The organism is Kitasatospora sp. NPDC094019 (assembly GCF_044764505.1).
In the GTDB taxonomy this organism is placed as follows: Bacteria; Actinomycetota; Actinomycetes; order Streptomycetales; family Streptomycetaceae; genus Kitasatospora.
The window spans coordinates 36,072-53,723 of sequence record NZ_JBIWIF010000026.1 but is presented as its reverse complement, the minus strand read 5'-3'; the positions used below and the strand labels follow the sequence as shown (position 1 = coordinate 53,723).

General features: G+C 75.7%; 18 protein-coding genes. 5 read left to right on the top strand and 13 right to left on the bottom strand.

Annotated elements, in window-relative coordinates; genetic code table 11:
• Positions 1-184 precede the first annotated feature (184 nt).
• From ACIQ9P_RS35900 to ACIQ9P_RS35865, 8 genes are all read right to left on the bottom strand, one after another.
• Positions 185-829, bottom strand: coding sequence for a dihydrofolate reductase family protein (locus tag ACIQ9P_RS35900; protein WP_402365778.1), 645 nt, complete (start codon positions 827-829; stop codon positions 185-187).
• Between the two features lie 123 nt (positions 830-952).
• Positions 953-2,548 (bottom strand): cytochrome P450, encoded by a 1,596-nt coding sequence (locus ACIQ9P_RS35895; protein ID WP_402365776.1) that lies wholly within the window; start codon positions 2,546-2,548, stop codon positions 953-955.
• 126 nt (positions 2,549-2,674) lie between these two features.
• On the bottom strand, positions 2,675-3,295 hold the full coding sequence (locus ACIQ9P_RS35890; RefSeq protein WP_402365774.1) for a GTP-binding protein: 621 nt from the start codon (positions 3,293-3,295) through the stop codon (positions 2,675-2,677).
• Positions 3,276-3,635 (bottom strand): DUF742 domain-containing protein, encoded by a 360-nt coding sequence (locus ACIQ9P_RS35885; protein ID WP_402365772.1) that lies wholly within the window; start codon positions 3,633-3,635, stop codon positions 3,276-3,278. Before ACIQ9P_RS35885 ends, ACIQ9P_RS35890 begins: the two co-directional genes overlap by 20 nt.
• Positions 3,632-4,039 carry a roadblock/LC7 domain-containing protein gene (locus tag ACIQ9P_RS35880; RefSeq protein ID WP_402365770.1) on the bottom strand — a complete coding sequence of 136 codons (408 nt, stop codon included), beginning with the start codon at positions 4,037-4,039 and terminating at the stop codon, positions 3,632-3,634. The genes ACIQ9P_RS35885 and ACIQ9P_RS35880 overlap by 4 nt, the downstream gene beginning before the upstream one ends.
• Positions 4,036-5,742 (bottom strand): ATP-binding protein, encoded by a 1,707-nt coding sequence (locus ACIQ9P_RS35875; RefSeq protein WP_402365768.1) that lies wholly within the window; start codon positions 5,740-5,742, stop codon positions 4,036-4,038. The genes ACIQ9P_RS35880 and ACIQ9P_RS35875 overlap by 4 nt, the downstream gene beginning before the upstream one ends.
• Positions 5,743-6,201: 459 nt before the next feature.
• Positions 6,202-6,645 (bottom strand): NTP pyrophosphohydrolase, encoded by a 444-nt coding sequence (locus ACIQ9P_RS35870; protein WP_402365766.1) that lies wholly within the window; start codon positions 6,643-6,645, stop codon positions 6,202-6,204.
• Between the two features lie 111 nt (positions 6,646-6,756).
• Positions 6,757-7,410: a hypothetical protein gene (locus ACIQ9P_RS35865; RefSeq protein WP_402365764.1), complete on the bottom strand. Its 654-nt coding sequence runs from the start codon at positions 7,408-7,410 to the stop codon at positions 6,757-6,759.
• A gap of 199 nt (positions 7,411-7,609) precedes the next feature.
• Between ACIQ9P_RS35865 and ACIQ9P_RS35860 the strand changes: the two genes are divergently transcribed.
• Both ACIQ9P_RS35860 and ACIQ9P_RS35855 read left to right on the top strand, forming a co-directional pair.
• Positions 7,610-8,422, top strand: coding sequence for an SDR family NAD(P)-dependent oxidoreductase (locus ACIQ9P_RS35860; RefSeq protein WP_402365762.1), 813 nt, complete (start codon positions 7,610-7,612; stop codon positions 8,420-8,422).
• 217 nt (positions 8,423-8,639) lie between these two features.
• Positions 8,640-9,077 carry a hypothetical protein gene (locus tag ACIQ9P_RS35855; protein WP_402365760.1) on the top strand — a complete coding sequence of 146 codons (438 nt, stop codon included), beginning with the start codon at positions 8,640-8,642 and terminating at the stop codon, positions 9,075-9,077.
• Positions 9,078-9,238: 161 nt separating this feature from the next.
• Here the strand turns inward: ACIQ9P_RS35855 and ACIQ9P_RS35850 are convergent, their stop codons facing one another.
• From ACIQ9P_RS35850 to ACIQ9P_RS35840, 3 genes are all read right to left on the bottom strand, one after another.
• Positions 9,239-9,418, bottom strand: coding sequence for a hypothetical protein (locus ACIQ9P_RS35850; protein WP_402365758.1), 180 nt, complete (start codon positions 9,416-9,418; stop codon positions 9,239-9,241).
• Between the two features lie 288 nt (positions 9,419-9,706).
• Positions 9,707-12,826, bottom strand: coding sequence for an AAA family ATPase (locus ACIQ9P_RS35845; protein WP_402365756.1), 3,120 nt, complete (start codon positions 12,824-12,826; stop codon positions 9,707-9,709).
• A gap of 158 nt (positions 12,827-12,984) precedes the next feature.
• The gene (locus ACIQ9P_RS35840) at positions 12,985-13,440 is read right to left on the bottom strand and encodes a hypothetical protein (protein WP_402365754.1); all 456 of its coding nucleotides are present in this window, start codon (positions 13,438-13,440) and stop codon (positions 12,985-12,987) included.
• Positions 13,441-14,131: 691 nt separating this feature from the next.
• On the opposite strand from ACIQ9P_RS35840, the gene ACIQ9P_RS35835 reads away from it, so the two are divergent.
• The 3 genes from ACIQ9P_RS35835 (at position 14,132) to ACIQ9P_RS35825 (ending at position 16,259) form a co-directional block, all read left to right on the top strand.
• Positions 14,132-14,938, top strand: coding sequence for a hypothetical protein (locus ACIQ9P_RS35835; protein WP_402365752.1), 807 nt, complete (start codon positions 14,132-14,134; stop codon positions 14,936-14,938).
• Positions 14,939-14,983: 45 nt separating this feature from the next.
• Positions 14,984-15,556: a hypothetical protein gene (locus ACIQ9P_RS35830; RefSeq protein WP_402365750.1), complete on the top strand. Its 573-nt coding sequence runs from the start codon at positions 14,984-14,986 to the stop codon at positions 15,554-15,556.
• Between the two features lie 163 nt (positions 15,557-15,719).
• Positions 15,720-16,259 carry a hypothetical protein gene (locus ACIQ9P_RS35825; protein WP_402365748.1) on the top strand — a complete coding sequence of 180 codons (540 nt, stop codon included), beginning with the start codon at positions 15,720-15,722 and terminating at the stop codon, positions 16,257-16,259.
• Positions 16,260-16,384: 125 nt separating this feature from the next.
• On the opposite strand, the gene ACIQ9P_RS35820 is transcribed toward ACIQ9P_RS35825, so the two are convergent.
• Positions 16,385-16,870, bottom strand: a complete 486-nt coding sequence (locus ACIQ9P_RS35820) for an RICIN domain-containing protein (protein WP_402365746.1) — start codon at positions 16,868-16,870, stop codon at positions 16,385-16,387.
• 121 nt (positions 16,871-16,991) lie between these two features.
• On the bottom strand, positions 16,992-17,522 hold the full coding sequence (locus ACIQ9P_RS35815) for a MarR family winged helix-turn-helix transcriptional regulator (protein ID WP_402365744.1): 531 nt from the start codon (positions 17,520-17,522) through the stop codon (positions 16,992-16,994).
• Positions 17,523-17,652 lie beyond the last annotated feature (130 nt).

Genomic DNA, 17,652 nt, shown 5'->3' with positions numbered 1-17,652 from the left:
GTGTCGGCGCCCCCCAGAAGGGTGGGATGCGGGGCGCCGTTCCCGGCGCCGGCCCACGGACATCCGGTCTGCGGGAGGTCCGGAGCGGGTGGACCGGAGCGGGTGGACCGGCAGACAGGAGCCCGCACGGCCGCGCAAAGGCGGGCAGAGGCAGGCAGAGGCAGGCAGAAGTGGGCAGAAGCTGTCAGGGTCGGGTGAACGTCAGGTGGGTGACCCCGCTCGGGCTGGTGACGGACTCGATCCGGAAGCGCTGCTCCAGTCCTTCGAGCCCGTCCCACAGGCGCTCGCCCCGGCCGAGCAGGACTGGCACCACGACCACGTGCAGATGGTCGACCAGGTCCGCCGCGAGGAAGGCGCGGACGGTGCTCGGACCGCCGCCGATCCGGACGTCCAGGCCGCCGGCGGCCTCCCGGGCGAGGGCGAGGACCTCGTGCGGGGTGCCGTCGACGAAGTGGAAGGTGGTGCCGCCCGCCATCTCCACGGTGGGCCTGGGGTGGTGGGTGAGGACGAACACCGGCGTGCGGAACACCGGGTCCGGACCCCACCAGCCCTTCCACTCGTGGTCCTGCCACGGCCCGCGCTGCGGGCCGAACTTGTTGCGACCCATGATCTCCGCGCCGATCCCGTCGCCCCAGGCCCGCGCCATGGCGTCGTCCACGCCGGTCTCCCCGCCCTCCCCGCCCTGCATGGCGCGGAAGGTGCGGGTGGAGAAGAACCAGCTGTGCAACCGGTCGCCGGCGTGGCCGAACGGTGCCTCCAGGGTCTGTCCCTCGCCGGTGCCGTAGCCGTCGAGCGAGACCGAGAAGTTGTGGACGCGGACCAGGGACACGGGACACCTTCCGGCAGGCGGGGTTCGGGCGCGGCGGTGGGTCCGCGCCCGGTTCGCGCCGACTCTATTGCGGGCCCGCCCGGTTCGGCCGGGGACGCGCCGCCCGGGCCGGGTGACGGCCGGTCAGCGCCGGAACCACCAGGTGAGCCGGGCCCACCAGCCGGGCCGGGGTCCGGCGCCGAAGGCGGCGGAGGGTCCGACGGGCGTCGGCCCGGGCAGCGGGGCCGACGCCACCGGCGGGAGCGGCGGGGCGGCGGGCGCGGGCGCCGGGCGGGCGGAGTCCTGGGCGGGCTGCCGCTCGCGCGGGGTGAACTCCACCGGCAGCGCGACCAGATGGCGCGAGATCCAGGCCGAGGTCCAGGCCAGGTCCTGCTCCGGGACGGCGAGCCGGAGGTCCGGCAGCAGGGTGAGCAGGCAGTCGATCCCGGTCTCGGCGATCGCCCGGCCGATGTCCTGGCCCGGGCACTCGTGCGGGCCGCTGCCGAAGGACAGGTGGGAGCGGTTGCCGTGCAGCGGCTTGGCCAGGTCGGGCCGGACGACCGGGTCGACGTTCCCCGCGGCGAGGCCGAGCAGCAGCATGTCCCCGGACCGGATCCGCTGCCCGCCGAGCAGGGTGTCCCCGGTGGCCCAGCGTCCGGCGACCAGGGACATCGGCGGGGCGTCCCACAGGACCTGGTCGAGCGCGTCCGGCACGGTCATGTGGCCGCCCGACAGGTGGGCCCGGAAGCGCTCGTCGGTCAGGACCATCTTCAGGGTGTCGGCGATCAGGTTGACCGTCGTCTCGTTCGCCGCCAGCAGGACGACCCGCAGGTGCTCCAGCACCTCCTCGTCCGTCAGCCCGGCCTCGTGCTGCATCAGCCGGGTGCAGAGGTCGGCGGCGGGATCGGTCCGCCTGCGCTCGACCAGCCGGCGCAGGGCGGCGACCACGTGGTCGTTGCTGGCGATGGCGGTCTCGGTGCCCTTCATGAGGTCCCGGGCGGCGTCGACCAGGCGCGGGCCGTACTCCTCGGGCATGCCGACGAGTTGGGTCATCACCAGCATCGGCAGGTGCTCCGCGAACCGGCTCACCAGCTCGGCCTGTCCGGTCGGCCCGAACTCCTCGACGAGTTCGGCGGTGTAGCGGGTGACGAAGCGCCGGACGCCACGCCGGTCGGTGCCGTTCAGGCCGTCGGTGACGGCGCCGCGCAGCCGTCGGTGCTCGGCACCGTCGGCGAAGACGCAGAGCGGCTGCCAGGCGATGACCGGCATCAGCGGCGAGTCCGCTCCGACCCGTCCCTCCTGGAACGCCCGCCAGCGGCGCGAGTCCCGGGAGAAGCGGGAGGGGGTGCGCATCACGGTGAGGTTGGCGGAGTGGCCGAGGACCAGCCAGGCCGGCAGGTCACCGTGCAGCAGGACGGGCGCGACCTCCCCGTACTCGGCGCGCAGCTTCTCGTACAGGCCGGAGGGGTCGGCCTCGGCCTCGGGACCGTAGAGGCGGCGGAGTTCGGCGACGGGCAGCTCGTCGAGGCTGGGCCGGTCACTGCCCGGTTCGCCGCTGCCCGGTTCGGTGGGGCCCGGTTCGGTGGGGCCCGCACCCGTGCTCGCCGGTCCGGCCGGGTTCGGTACGGCGAGGCCCGGGACGGCGGTGGCCGGACGGTCGGTGCCCGGGCCGTCGGCCCCGTGGGCGGGGCAGCCGACCGGTGGGGCGAGGGGGGCGTCGTCGCGGAACGGGGTGGTCACGGTCTCTCCGGGGGTCGTCGTCGACAAGGGGTCGGCGGGGCGTCGTCGGGGGCTTCGACGGGGCTTCGTCGGGGTGGGGGAACGGTGGGGGAACGGTGGCGGCCGGGATGGGGACGGGCCGTGCGCTCACCGCGCGGCCCGCGCCCCCGCCAGGTCGTAGAGGTAGTGCATGAGCGCGAGCAGCACGTCCCGTCCGGACTCGCGGACCCGGGCGTCGCACGCGACGATCGGGACCTCGGGCGGCAGGTCCAGCGCGAGCCGCAGCTCCTCGTCCGGGTGGGCGGGCGCGCCGGGGAAGGCGTTGGCGGCGACCACGAACGGCACGCCCCGGTCCTCCAGCCGCCCGATCACGTCGAAGCTGACCTCCAGCCGGCGGGTGTCGACCAGCACCACCGCGCCCAGGGCCCCCTCGAACAGGCCGTTCCACAGGAACCAGAACCGCTCCTGTCCGGGGGTGCCGAAGAGGTACAGCACGAGTTCGTCGCTGATGCTGATCCGGCCGAAGTCCATCGCGACCGTGGTCTCGGACTTCCGCTCGATCCCGGCCAGGTCGTCGACCTCCGCCCCGGCCTGGGTCATCGTCTCCTCGGTGGTCAGCGGGCGGATCTCGCTCACCGCGCCGACCAGGGTGGTCTTGCCGACGCCGAAGCCGCCGACCACGACCACCTTGACGGCCGCGGCGGCCGAGTCCGGCAGCAGATCCTCGTCGGCCGGCCCGCGCACCGTGTCAGAGGCGCTGAAGTCCATGCATCACCGCCTCCAACAGGGCACGGTCGGGGAGAAGCGCGGGCGGGACGGAGGCGCGTGCCTCGACCCGCTCCTCGGCCACGAGGTCGGCCAGCAGCACGGTGACCGCGCTGACCGGCAGCCGCAGGTAGGCGGAGATCTCGGCCACCGAGAGCGGCGATCCGCACAACCGGAGGATCGCCGCGTGCTCGGGCGGCATCGAGGGGGTGGGCTCCGCGCGGGAGACGATCAGCGTGACCAGGTCCAACGCGGCCCGTCCGGCCGGTTGGGTGTGGCCGCGCGTGATCACGTAGAAGCGTTCCGGGGCTTCCTCGCCCCAGTCCCGGCCGGCTGTGCTCATGCGACGGGCTCGCCCCTTCGGGGAGGCGTACTGAGGTGCTCGCCGATCCGGGCGACCAGGTCGCGCATCCGCTGGCCCATCAGCCCGGCGTCCACGCCCTCGTCGGCCAGTACCGCGAGGAAGGCCCGGGCGCCGGCCGCCATCAGGTAGAAGAAGCCGCCGCCCATCTCGATCACCACCAGCCGCATCCGGCCGTCCCCGTGCGGGAACTCGTGGCCGACGGCCGCCGCCAGGCTCTGCAGACCGGCGCAGGCGGCGGCGAGCCGGTCGGCGGTGTCGGTCTCGGTGCCGTGCTGGGCGATCCGCAGGCCGTCCGCGGACAGCACGATGACGTTCCGGACGTGCGGGACTTCGTCCGCCAGCTGCTTGAGCAGCCAGTCCATGTTGGTCCGTGGCTGAATCACCGCTCGTCCCTCCCCGTCGAATCCCCGTTGTCGTGGTCGGCCGGTGCCGTGCCGGTGGCCGGTGCGGTGCCGTTGACCCCCTCGGTGAAGGCGGCCAGCCAGAGGCCCGGCTGCACCGCCCCCGCGGGGGGATCACCGCCGGGCCGGGACGGTGGGCCGCCGACGAAGCCGTCGCTCCGGCCGGTCGGGGCCGTCGAGCCCGTGAAGCCCGCCGGGGAGCCGGTCGGGCCGGTGGGGGCCGCGCCGCCGGCCGAGCCCGCCGCGCCGCCCCGGGCGGCCGCCCGGCCGGTCGTACCGGTGGAACGGGTGGTGGTGGTCCGGGTCGTCGGGGCGACGCCGATCCGGGCGGTCGGCGCGGCGTGCCGGCGCCGGCGGGGCAGCCCGGTGGGGGTGCGCTCGGTCACCACCGGGATGTCCTCCCCACCACCGCTGAGCGGCCCCGGCAGCGACCCGGAGAGCGGTCGGCGCGGCGGCGGAGAGGTGTGCGGACGGCGGTCGTCCACCGGCTCCGGACCGGACGAACCGGTGACACCGATGCCGTGGGCCCGCCCGGTCGCGGGCGCGGTGGTGATCAGCTCCTGCGGCACGACCAGCACCGCCCGCACCCCGCCGTAGGCCGAGGGGCGCAGCGAGACCTGGAAGCCGTAGGCGCGGGAGAGCCGGCCGACGACGGCGAGGCCGAGCCGGGGGGTCTCGCCCAGCTCGTTGAGGTCGATACCGGCCTGCGCCTCCAGCAGCATTCGCTCGGCGCGGGCCCGGCCCTCCTCGCTGAGGCTGAGTCCGCCGTCCTCGATCTCGATCGCGATGCCCGTCTGCACCTCGACGGCGGTGAGGTGCACGCTGGTGTGCGGGGGCGAGTACCGGGTGGCGTTGTCGAGGAGTTCGGCCACCGCGTGGATCAGCGGCTCGACCGCCGGGCCGACCACCGCCACGTCGGAGACCGGGTGCAGCTCGACCCGTTGGAAGTCGAGGATTCGCGACATGCCGCCGCGCAGGACGCTGTACAGCGGCACCGCCCGGTTCCACTGCCGGCCCGGCCGCGCGCCGCCGAGGACGGCGATGCTGTCGGCCAGGCGGCCGATGAGGGCGTTGCCGTGGTCGACCAGCAGCAGGTCGTCGAAGACGGCGGGGTCGTTGCCGTGCCGGTGCTCCATGCTGCGCAGCTCGGCGGCCTGCCGGTGCACGATCGCCTGCACGCGGCGGGCGATGTTGACGAAGGAGCGGCGTGACGACTCGCGCAGCGCCTCCTCGTTCTCGACGGTCTCCAGTACGGCGCGCAGCAGGGTCTGCTGCGCGGCCCGGAACTCCGCCCCGACCGTGACGTCCTGGAGGGTGTACGCGTTGACCACGTCCTCCAGGCCCTCGCCGTGGGTGAGCCGGGCCATCGCGGCGGGCAGGACCGACTTGGCCAGCCGGATGTACTCGGTCTCCTGCCGGGTGAGCCGGCGGATCAGTTCACCCTCGCGCTGGACGGCCCGCTCGCGCAGTTCCTCCGTCGCCCGGCCCCGGCGGGCCGCCTCGGTGGCGACCAGGACCACGGCCAGGGTGCCCGCCGCCGCGCAGAGGGCGACCGGGACGCGTGCGCCGGGGGAGGCCGTGGCCAGGGCGACGGCGGCGACGGCGGTCGTCACGACGGTGGGCAGGAGCCAGACGAGCACGGGGGCGGAGCGCCGGCGTCCGGGTGACGAACCAGCTCCAAGCATTCAGCATCCTCAAACGATCGGAAGAGTGGGGGAACAGGACGGGCGGCCGGTGGGCCGCGGGGGTTCGGAGCGGTGCGGTGGGCGGGGACGCGCGGGTGGTGCGCGGCACGGTGGCACCGGTCCGGCCGGACCTCCGGACCCGTCGCCGGGCCGGTGATGGCACCAGGTTTACCGCTCCCCGCACGCCCCGAACCGGCGCACGCCCCCGGTTCGCCAATGCGAGCGGTCTCCGGGTGAACTTGCCCCGAGCAAGGGCCACTTCGTGCTAGGGCCCGGATCCGGGCGGTGTGCGGAGGTCCCGGGGGCGTCAGCCCGGGGCCGACCCGGGTCCACCGAAATGATGACTCGTCGAGCCCCCGGTGACGGGGTGACGGGGTGACGGGGGAGGGGCGGCGGGCGCGCTCGACCGGCGGTGGGAGGGGCCGTTAGGTGCCGCTAGGTGTCCGGAGGGGGCGGTGGTCAGGCGGGGCGGACGGCGCGGGGGCCGGTCACGGCGGCGCCGAGTGCGGTGACCCGGGCGCGCAGGCCCCGGTCCGCCGTGACGACCAGGCAGTTCCGTCCGGGGCGGGCGGTGCGGGCCGCCGCGACGAGGGACACGATCAGATCGTCACCGCTGCCGGAGGCGGCCTCGACGCGCACCTCCGGTACGGTTCCGACGCCGCGGGCCGCGCCCTCGACGACGAGGAGCACCTCCAGTGGGCCGGTGCGCGCCCAGGCCGGGACATCGGACCGCTCGCCGGGGACACCGCGGCCGGCGACGGGCGCGAGCGCGTCCCGCAGCCGTTCGGCCGCGGCGCGCCGGTCCCGCCACCAGCCGTCGGGCACCGAACCGACCACGTTGGCGCCGTCCACCACGAGCAGCGGCACCTCCGGGGCGGCCGCGCCCGTCTCGCTCTCACCCATGGCGGGTCAGTCTGGCACGGACCCGCGAGGCGGCGGTGGGAGCGGCCTCCGGAACGCCGGAACGCCGGAACGCCGGAACACTGGGGCGCCGGGGTGTCGGCTCCGGTCGGCTCAGAGGTCGGGGAAGCACTCCTCGGCGAACTCGCCGCCGAACACCTGGTGCGCGTGGGTGAGCATCCGGCGGGCGTACCCGGGGTGCCGGGCCAGGGCGGAGTAGCCCTCGCCCTCGACGGTGATCAGCCCGCAGGTGCCGGCGAGGTAGACGTCCAGGCCCGGGTACATCAGCTCGACGCACGGGATGTCGTCCACGTCGAGCGCGAACACCGGGTACTCGCCGTGGGTGTCGGCCGAGCCGGTGGCCAGGACCCGGCGCGAGTCGGAACCGCCCGGGAGCAGGAAGCACTCGTCGAAGCGGTCCGAGACACCGTCGAAGCAGGAACCCCAGAGCTCGCCGAGTTCGTCCCGCGCCAGTTCGCCCAGCGACCGGGGTGTGAAGCGGTCGTCCTCGTCGAGCCAGCCGAACCGGCGCAGCAGCCCGGTGTCGAAGGCCAGCCAGCGCCGCAGGCTCGGCGGCAGCGGGCGGCCACTGGGGAAGACCGCCCCGGCCAGGAGTCCGTCCGGCAGCGGCCGGGGCTCGCCGGTCAGCCACGGTCCGGCCCAGGCGCTGTAGGAGAGGATCGGACGGTGCGGGTCCGCCTCGACGGAGGCGATCACGCGCTCGGTGAGCGCGATGCCGTGCTCGGTGGTCGGGGGGATCGGGGTCACGGGGTTCATCGGGCTCGGTGTCCTGTCCGCGGAACGCTCGACTGGTGCTCGGTTGGTGCTCGGTCGCGCCGAATCTACGGCCCGCCACCGACAGCGCCCCGCCCGGGCCCGGGGGACCGGACCCATGGGGCACCGGACCTGACGGGTGGTCGGCCTAGGATCGACGGTTCACGAAACATCGATCCCGGAGGTCACAGGAATGTCCGACCAGCGTGTAGTCGTCGTCACCGGCGGCGGGAGCGGCATCGGCGCGGCCACCGCGCGGCTGCTGCGGGCCGAGGGTCACCATGTGGTGGTGTCCGGCCGTCGGCGCGAGCCGTTGGAGCGGGTCGCCCGGGAGACCGGGGCGCTCGCGCACGTCTCCGACACCACCGAGCCCGAGGGCGTCCGCGGACTGGTCGCGGCCGCCGTCGCCGCCTACGGCCGGATCGACGGGCTGGTGCTCAACGCCGGTGTGGGCCGCGGTGGTTCGGTGGGTGACGTGACACCGGAGGACTGGGAGCTGGTGATGCGGACCAATCTCACCGGCCCCTTCCTGCTGCTGCGTGAGGCGCTGCCGCACCTGTTGCTCGCGCGCGGCGCGGTGGTGGCGGTGGCCTCGGTCTCCGCGCTGCGCAACGGCGTCGGCGGCGCGGCGTACGCGACCTCGAAGGCCGCGCTGCTCCAGCTGTGCGGCTCGCTCGCCGTCGACTACGGCCGGCGCGGTCTGCGGGCCAACACCGTCTGCCCGAGCTGGGTGCGCACCGAGATGGCGGACCGCAGGATGGCGCGCTTCGCGGAGGAGGCGGACTTGGCCGGCGGTGTCGAGGAGGCTTACCGCGAGGCGACGGCGCTGACCCCGGCCGGCCGCCCCGGGGAGCCGGAGGAGGTGGCCGCCGCGATCGGCTGGCTGCTCTCCCCGGCGGCGGGATATGTGAACGGCGCGGTGCTCACGGTCGACGGCGGGGTGACGGCTCTGGATCCCGGTACGGCGGCCTTCGGACTCCGGATGGAGCCCCGCTCGGGCGGCTGACCGGAGGACCGGTCGGGGTGGCTGCCGGGGCGGGCGGCCGCCCCGACCGTTGGACCGATGCAATTCGGTCATTGAAAGGCCGAAATCAGCAATTGGCTTCAAAGGGAAGGCTGGAAGTAAATCCTCCGCTTGAATCGATGGCAGCATGTGGGGTGTGAAGCGTGAAATGTCACATGGCTTCACTCTGCCGTCCCTACCCACGAACGGGAATCGCCCGATGAATCGGCCCCTCGCCATCCTCGCCGCCGCCGCCGCCCTGACCCTCGCCGGCGCCCTCCCCGGCACCGCCCTCGCCGCCGACGCGGCCGCCTCCCCGAGCGTTCCGGGGACCTGCGTCACCAGCTACCGGGGCGTGGTGGTCAACGAGATCTGCGCCATCGTCAGCGGCGACGAGGTGACCTTCCACGGCCGGACCACGCCGACCAGCGTCAGCTGGACCCCGCGCCCGGTGCCGTACCGCTTCACCGCCAAGGTCGTCGACGGGGCGGAGATCGGCACCGTCACGCCGAGCGTCAACGTCAGCTGGTCCGCCACCCCGGTGGGCCGGATCTCCGGCGTCCTGCCCTGCGGCTCCACCGCCGAGGCCACCCTCGAAACCACCCAGTGGGGGTGGCCGCCGGCCGCCGTCACCCTCTCCGTCGCGGCGTCCTGCTGATCCCGCGGGCACGTCCGCACGGCGAAGGGCCCTGCCTGGTCGGCCAGGCAGGGCCCTTTTTCCTCGCGTGCGTCAGCCGTTCCGGCCCTTCCCGGCCGTCCCGGCGCCGCCGCTCCCCCCGATTCCCGACCGGGAACCGCCCACACGGTCCCGGTCGGCGCTCAGTGGGCCCAGTGGAGTCCGGGGCCGGACCGGCTGAGCCGGGCCAGACGGACCAGGGCGACCGGATGCTGCCCGGCCTTGCGGGGGGAGGGGGAGAGGCGGACCGTGGCCCCGGCCGCGGCCGGGCCGTCCGTCGCCGGTCCGGCCGTCGCGCTCGGCGCGTGGTGACGTGCACTCATCACTCTGGATCCCTCCTGGTCGGGGAGCGGCTGCCCCGCTCGCTCGCCAATGACCACCAGGGAACCGGTCCGGACCGGCCGGATCAATGCGGGTGACTACCTAACGGCCGGCGGGAACGTTGGGGGCACCGGCGACAGGGCGCCCGCGAGCGCCCGCGGGGAGTCCGGAGGGCGTTCGGAGAGCGGACGCCGGAGGGCCGCCCGCGCCCCGGTCCTGCGCGCTCCGGTCCTGCTCGGCGCCGCGCGCTCACTGCCGCGCGCTCACCGCACTCCGCTCCCGCACTCCGCTCACCCGCCGCCCTCGACCGCCGCGTCCTCGGCGTCCGCGCGGGCCAGCGCCTGCGCCGTCCCGGCCCGGCCGGTGCTCAGCTTGTGCAGCACGTTCGCCACATGGTGCTCCACCGTGCGCGGTGACAGGAAGAGGGCCTGGGCGATGTCCTGGTTGCCCGTCCCCTGCGCGAGCAGCTCCGCCACCTGCCGTTCGCGCGGCGAGAGCCGCTTGCCGTAGCCCCGGCGGCCCGGCGAGCCGATCCCGCCCAGATCGAGGTCCCGGCGCAGTTTCCGGCAACGAGCGGTGTCCGTGGTGGCCCCCAGCTCCAGGTAGACGCGCTCGGCGGCGGCCATCCGCTCCGCCGCCCGGGCCCGGTCGCTCCCGGCCAGCGCGGCGGCGATCCGCTCGTCCGCCCGCGCCGCCTCGTACGGCCGCCCGATGTCCTGCCAGTGGTCCCTGGCCCGGGTGAACGCCTCCGCCGCCGCGGGATCGCCGTCCGCGTCCAGCAGCAGCCCACCGGCGAGGTGCAGCGCCGCCGTCACGGCCGGCGCGTCCCGGTCGGCGAGGGACTCCGTCGCCTCCCCGGTCACCTCCCCGGCCTCGGCCCGCCCGCCCGTCGCGAGCAGGGCCTCGACGGCGACCGGCAGCAGGTCGGCGGTGCGCGCCCAGGCGTCGGCCTGCCGGGCCGTGGCCAGCGCCGGCCCCACCGTGCCGGCGGCCCCGGCGGTGTCGCCCTCCAGCAGCTGGAGGCCGCCCAGCCCGGCGGCCGCCCGCAGCGCCACCGTCACCTGCGACTCCCGCTGGCCGAAGCGGGCGGCGATCTCGAACTCCTCCCGCGCCAGCGCCAGCCGCCCCCGCCCCGCCGCGAGCCGCCCGAACAGCAGCGAGCGCTCGGCGCCGGCCATCGCCAGATCGTCGAACTCGGCGCCCAGCCGGGCGAACCGGGGCTCCACCAGGTCCCAGCGCCCGGCCAGCATGTCGAGCCGGATCAGCGCGAGCCGGCTGTAGCACTCCAGGTACGGGATGCCCGTCAGCCGGGCCAGCCGGCGGCTCTCCTCCAGCAGGTTCGCCGAGCGGCGGTCGTAGCCCAGTTCGATCGCGATCTCGCCCGCGTTGTACAGCGCCCGGGTGGTCTGCCGCATCACCTCGGGGCGCTCGGAGTCGCGCGGCAGCTCGTCCAGCCGGTCCCAGACCGCCGGATCGCCGTCCCGGGCCTGGAAGGTGAGCGAGGTGGCCCGCACCGCGGCGGACACGTCCTCGTCCGGGTTGGCCGCCAGCAGGCCCTCCGCCCGCGCGAGCCACTCCCCGGCCCGGCGGCCGGCGCCGTCGCGCTCGTCCATGGCGATCGCCACCATGGCCCGGGCCGCGCGCACCGGGCGCTCCTCCAACTCCTCCAGGGACTCCCGGATCCGGTCGAACCCGGCCCGGTTGCCGCTGTGCACCGCCATCAGGAAGCCGAGCGCGAGCCGGATCTCGCCCCGGTCGGCGACCGGCAGCCGGGGATCGGCGACCATGCCGCTCAGCACCTGCACACTGGCCGCCGGGTCGACGTCGTCGGCCGCGAGCCGGGCCAGCGCCAGGGCCGCCCGGCCTCGGCGGCGAGGGTCCAGGTCGGGTTCGTCGAGCAGGCCGCGCAGCATCCGCCGGGCACCGCCCGGGTCGCCGAGCGCGGCGGCCTGGTCGGCGGCCGCCTGGGCGAGGTCCTGCCAGGCCGGGCGGTCGCCCATGGCCAGGGTGTGCTCGGCGATCCGGGCGAGCGGCCGCGGCTCCCTGCTCCCCAGCGCGGTCACGGCCCGCCGGTGCAGCACCCGGCGCCGGGGCCCGGCGATCCGCCCCTGCGCGACCTGCCGGGCCGACGGGGAGCGGAAGGCGTAGCGGTCGGGCGCGGTCTCCCACAGGACGGCCGCGTGCAGCGCCTCGGTCAGGCCGTCGGCCCCCGCTTCGGCGTCCAGTCCGGCGACGGCGGTCAGCAGCTCCTCGTCGGCGGGTACCCCGAGGACGGCGGCCGCCGCCACGACGGCCGCGCCGTTGCCACCGAGGCGGGCGAGGCGTTCGGTCACCGCGTCGCGCAGTCCGCGCGGGAGCTCGGCGGCGGCCAGGACGGCGGCCGGGCCGCCGGAGCCGGCGGACCCTCCGGTCCGCTCGGCGGGCGAACGGTCGGGAGCGTGCCGGTCGGGGGTTTGCCGGACGGCGGCGGTGCGTCCGGCGGGGCCGCGCTCGGCCGGGGCGCGTTCGGTCAGGGTGCCTTCGGCCAGACCCCGCAGGTCCTCCTCGACGGCCAGCGGAAGGCCCTGGCCGCGCTCGTGCAGGACCCGCGCGAGTTCGGGGGTCGCCGCCGGGCCCAGCACCGACCGGGCCAGCTCCGCGACCTCGGGCTCGGACAGGGGCTCCAGCCGTTCCAGCCGGACCGGCGCGCCGACGGCCCCGTGCCCCTCCTCGCCCCGGTGCCCGTCGGTGCGGGCGGGCGCGGGGCGGAAGGCCGTCCCGGGCGCCGGGGCGCCGGGAGGCAGGTCCTCGGGACGGTAGGTGACCACCAGCGCGAGCCGCGGCGGCAGGTCACGGGCCAGTCGGAGCAGCAGATCGAGGGTCGCGTCGTCGGCCCACTGGAGGTCCTCGACCACCAGCACCGGGGAGTCGAGCGCGGTGAGCAGCGCCCGTACCCCCTGGGCGAGCAGTCGGCGCGCGGACAGGAGGGTCCCGCCGTCCGGCGGCGCGGCCGGCAGCCGGTCGGCGAGGTCGGGGAGCACCAGGCGCAGGGCACCGGTGCTGGGCGGCAGCTCGGCGACCGGGGGCAGCAGGGTGGCGGCGTCCCGCAGGGCGTCCACCAGGGGCCCGAACGGCTCCGGTTCACGCAGCGGGTGGCACCGGCCGAGCAGCACCGGCCGCCGGGCGGCGGCGTGGTCGGAGGTCCCGGCCGTCCCGCTCACGGCCGGCCCGCTCTCCGGGCTCCCGTCCAGTGCCCGGACGGCCTCGGCGACCAGCCGCGACTTGCCGCTGCCCGCCTCGCCCTCCACCAGCAGGACCGCCGGGGGCCGGGAGAGCGCGGCCGTCAGCCGGGAGAGTTCACCGGTCCGCCCCACGAAGGCGTACCCCGGGGCTCCCCCCTGCGGCGCGGTCGGCGGCAGTGGCCGGTTCATCGGCGCCGCGCCCGGCCGCGCCCGGCGCGGCCGTCGGCACCCCGGCGCGGGGCGGATCCAGTCTGAGCGGGCATACCCCCATGATGCCCGCGCCCCGGGGATCGGCGTCGGGCGGGGCGGCCGGTGCCCCACGCCGGGCGGCCGACCCGCGGCCCGGCTCAGACCGCCTGGTACGCGGCCGGGTCCTCCCCCGGGGAGGGCAGGCGCGGCCGGCCCGGGCCGAATCCGGGGACGGCCGACGGCCGCGGCACCCCGGCGGGCCGGACGACCCGCCCCGGCGTCTCGACGACCTCGCAGCCCGCCCGGGCGAACCGCCGGACGGTCTCCGCGGCCGCCCGGTCGTCGAGCGCGAACACGAACGGCCCCGGCACCAGCACCACGTCCACCCAGCGGTGCTCGGCCGCCAGCAGCAGGTTCTCCAGTGCCGGCAGCGGCCCCCGGGTGCTGAGCCCGTGGTCGCTGTACACGTCCGGCATCGGCAGCCCGAGCCGTTCGGCGAGCTGCTCCATGGCGGTCCGCACGTAGTCGGCCTCCCGCGCGTCGTAGGGCCGGCACCGCAGGTACATCGCGGCCCGCCGCATCGTCGGACGTGTCGCTCGGTGGAGGTCGTGCATGCCGTTCACCTGGCTCTGGTCACTGTGGCGAGTGGGGGAGGACGGCACCGGACGGCGGGTGGGGGAGAGGCGGGGCCGGGGCGGGGCCCGGCGGCCACCGGGCCGGTTTCCAGCGGACTCCCGGAACCGTACGGGGATCAATGAGGGCCACTACCTATTGCTGGTGGGACTGGTGCGATCCGTACCGACGGCCCCCGCCAGGGGTCCCCGTCCCGGTCCGGTGGCGCCCGGCCGCAGCCGGAACAGGAGGCGCGGCGTGGTGCGGTGCCGGGCGGGATGGAGCCGGTCCCGCTCGCTCCGACGATCCTCGTCATCAACCCGCTGACCGTCCGATCCCGGCTCCGCGCCACCGGCCCGGAGCCGGGATCGGTGAAGGCGGTCGAGGACCGGGACGGCCTCGGGCCCGCCCCGGCCGATCCGCTTCCACTCGCTTCACGGAGGAACGGATTCCCATGTCCTTCCCGGTGCGCGTCGGCACCCGCGGTGACGATTTCCCGGTCGCTGTCGGGGCCTCTTCGGGGCCGTCGGATCCGCGACGGCGCTCCGGGCCGCGGCGTCCCCCGCACCTCCTGGGGTGTCGGTCGGGCTTCTGGGGCAACCGGCCGGTCGGGCCAGGTGTTTGGGGCACCGCCCGGGTGGGGAACGGGAGTTCGACACTGTGCTGCGCGAACCGATCGAAGGGCCACGTCAGTTGACTCCTCCGCCGCCCGGGCGGGTCGATCCCGACCTGGCCGACCGTCTGACCGATGCGGTGCTGCTCTCCGGCCTTCCGGTCGCCTTCGGGGAGGAGGGGCCAGGGGTGCGCGTGCGGTCGGCGCGGCCCGCCGGCGATGCCGACCGATGCGCCGGTACGGCGGCGCTGGACTGGTTGCCGTCCCCCCGGCTGACCGGTGCGGCCGCGATGGCCGGGCCGGGGCAGCCGGCGGGTCCGGCCCGGGAGGTGGTCGGGACGGCGATGGTGAACGCGCTCGCCGAGTTCCTGCCCGCCTTCGGGCTGGAAGCGGGCATGGACGCCTCCGGCCGGGAGTTGCGGGTCGGCCCGTCGCTGGTCCCGGCCGGCGGGCTCCGCGTCCCGCCGGGGGTGCTGGCCGCCCGGCCCGTCGGGCCTGCACTGGAGGAACTCGCTCTCCCCGGCGCTCTGTTGGAGACCGTTCGGCGCAGCGCCGCGCTCGCCGGGCTGCCCCTCGCGACCCACCTCGGCGGCACCGGCATCACGCTGGCGCCCTGCCCGCCGGGCGAGGGCGAGGGCGGGAACGAGGCCGACGGCGGGAGCGGCGGGGTGGACATCGGGTGGAATCCGTCCCGCCGTCTCGCCGACCTGGCCGACAGCGACCGCCCGGAGGCACCGGACGCCGCCACCGCCCGGGCGGCGGTCGACGCCGCGATGCGCCACGCGCTCGGCACGGCCCTGCGCGCCTGCGGCACCGAACTGCGCTGGCTGCACGCCGTCCACCGGCTGCGCGCGTACGGCGAGTCCGTCCCGACGATCCGCCGCTGACCGCCCCACGGCCAGGGCGGGCGGCCGGTCTGTGATGATGACGGGGTGGACACGGAGATCAGCGCCCTGATCCGTGGTCAGCTCCTTCGCCCGGTGCCGGAGGCCCGCCCGGGGGTCGGGGCCCGGGCGGAGGCCGTCCCGGTGGCGGCGGTCCGGGACGCCGACCCGGCGGCCGCGCCGCCGGAGGTCCGGACCGTCACGGGGGAGACACTCTTCCTCTCGGCCGTGCAGCGGGCCGAGTTGGAGGACCTCTGCCGACGTCACGGGATCCCTGTGATGTCCAGGCCCGATGTGTGGGGCGACCTTCTCGAACCCTTCCTCGACACGGAGTTCGCACCGGCGCGGCGGGCCGCGACCGCGGCGGCCCTGGCGCGGGTCGGCCTCGACGAGGCGGCGGTGGCCGAGATCAGGGCGGAGGTCGGCCCGCTCATGGTGGCCTACAACTCCCTGCACTGGGACTGGGCGCACCTGGGCCTGGCCGATCTGCTCGACGCCGCGACCGGGGACACGGCCCCGGAGCGCTACCGGATCGGGCCCGACCGGCTCCCGGCCTTCCGGGCCCGGGCGATGGCGATCGCCGAGCTGGGGCACACACCCGGCGGGCCGAGCCGCCCCTGACCGTCCGTCCGCGGACCTCCGGGATTCCGCTCCGTCGCCGCAGGTGGGTGGCCCTGCGGGCAGTGCGGCGTGTCGGCCGGGCCGTGTCCCCGGGCATCTGCCGAAATGAGGGTCGGTGGTCGTGTTCCCGGCCGCCGTCCCTTCCCACATCTGGTGGTAATCCATGCGTTTGTCCCCGAAGCTCGTCGGTCCCGCCGTGGCGGTGTGTCTGGCCCTGGGCGGAACCGTCGCGGCCGCCCCGCCCGCCCCGGACGCGCCGTCCAGGACGGCCGATCGCTACTGCGCCGTCGTCGTCAGCAAGACCCTGGACGCCGCCGGGCACTCCCGCGTCCTCGGCGAGGCGTGCTCGGACGTGTCCCGCAAGGACGCCCTCGCCCTCGCCGACGCCCCCAACCGCTCCGTCGGCCAGCGCAACACCCCGACCCGCACGCCGCTGCTGGAGGAGTACAGGGACCTCGACCGCTACAACAGCATCTACACGATGTACGGGGACGCCGGCGGCTGCGACGCAGAGGGCTACCACCTCGTCAACTACTACGAGATCGCGACGAACGTGTCCTCGATGGACGGCTACTACGGCTGCAACAGGGTCCACCTGTGGAACTTGAAGCAGGAGGAGTCGAACCCGGACCCGGAGCTGCCGATCTTCAACCTGGGCTCCTTCAACGACAACGTCCGCGAGCTCCAGGTCTACCGCGGCTGAGCGAGCACACCACTGGTGGCCCGGCCCCGGCCCCGGGCCACCCGCCCGCAGGCACTGACCGTCCTGCGGGCGGTGCGCACCCCGGCCGGACGGCGCGGGCCGGGGTGCGCGCGGGGACGGGGCGGTCAGTGGGCGCGGGAAAGCACCCAGGTGCCGATGCCCCGGCAGGGGATGGTGAACCCCTCCCCGTCGATATCGCCCATCAGGCACAGGCCGGTGCCGACGTCCTGGAGCTGGAAGGCGCCGTTCGGCGCCTGCTGGTAGGTCCACTGCTGGGACGCGGTGCCCGTGACGCAGGGGCTGGTACGGACGGTGCCGTCGGCGTCGCTGTCCAGACACAGCCCGCTGGCCCGGTTGGTGAGGGTCGCCGGGCCGACCGGTGCCAGTGGGGTCCACTTCCACTGCTGGTCGTGTGCCCGTGCGCTGCAACGGGCCATGGAGACGGAGATGCCGCCGGCGTTCTCCAGACAGCGGTCGGACATGTACTGCTCCAGCCGTACGGTGCTGCCCGCGGGCGGGACGGAGGCAGAGGCCGAGGCCGGTGTCGTGGCGGTCAGGGTGAACACGGCGGCCGCCGCCGCGGCGGCGGTGAACAAGCACTTACGGCGCATCACAGGGATCCTTCCGATCAACGCGACCGCGCATCGGCCGCACCAGGACATACCCGCCCGGTGGTCCGGCCCGAGCGCTCCGTCCCCGATCTCCCTCTGTCGCACGAACCGCCCCGCGCCGTCACCCGTCGGCGGCGTCCGGGGCGGGGGTGTCGGCGGTCGCGGCGGCGGTCCGCTCGTGGTAGTCCAGGAGGCGGGTCAGCAGGTCCGTCAGGCGGACCCGGTCGTCGGCGTCCAGGGGGGCGAGCAGCGCGTCCTGGGCCGCGTCGACGACGGTGTCGAGCCGCCGGAGGTGGGCGCGCCCCTCGGAGGTCACCGTGATGACGTTGCGGCGGCGGTCCGCCGGGTCGGGGGTGCGCTCGACCAGGCCGCGTTCGGCGAGTTCGTTGACGACCGCGACCATGTCGCTGCGGTAGATGCCGGTGCGCCGACTGAGTTCCGACTGGCTGGCCGGGCCTCCCTCGGTGAGCGCGGTGAGGGCGGCGAAGTGCCATTTGCGGGCGCCCTCCGCCGCCAGGCCGTCGTTCACCAGGCGGTCGGCGTGCAGGCCGTTGAGGGCCAGCAGTCGGCTGGGCAGGCTGCGGACGCGGGCCGGGGCGGTGTGGTCGGCCGTGGCGCCCGGAGGGCGGTGGGGCGTCTCGTCGGTGTTCACGACCCGCAGTCTAGCCGTTGCGTTAGTCACCCTAACGATATACGGTCGTGAACATCAAATCGTTAGTGTCACTAACGGATTGGGGGTGGGGCACGGCCCCACCCGCTCCGGTGCCACGAGAGGAACCGTC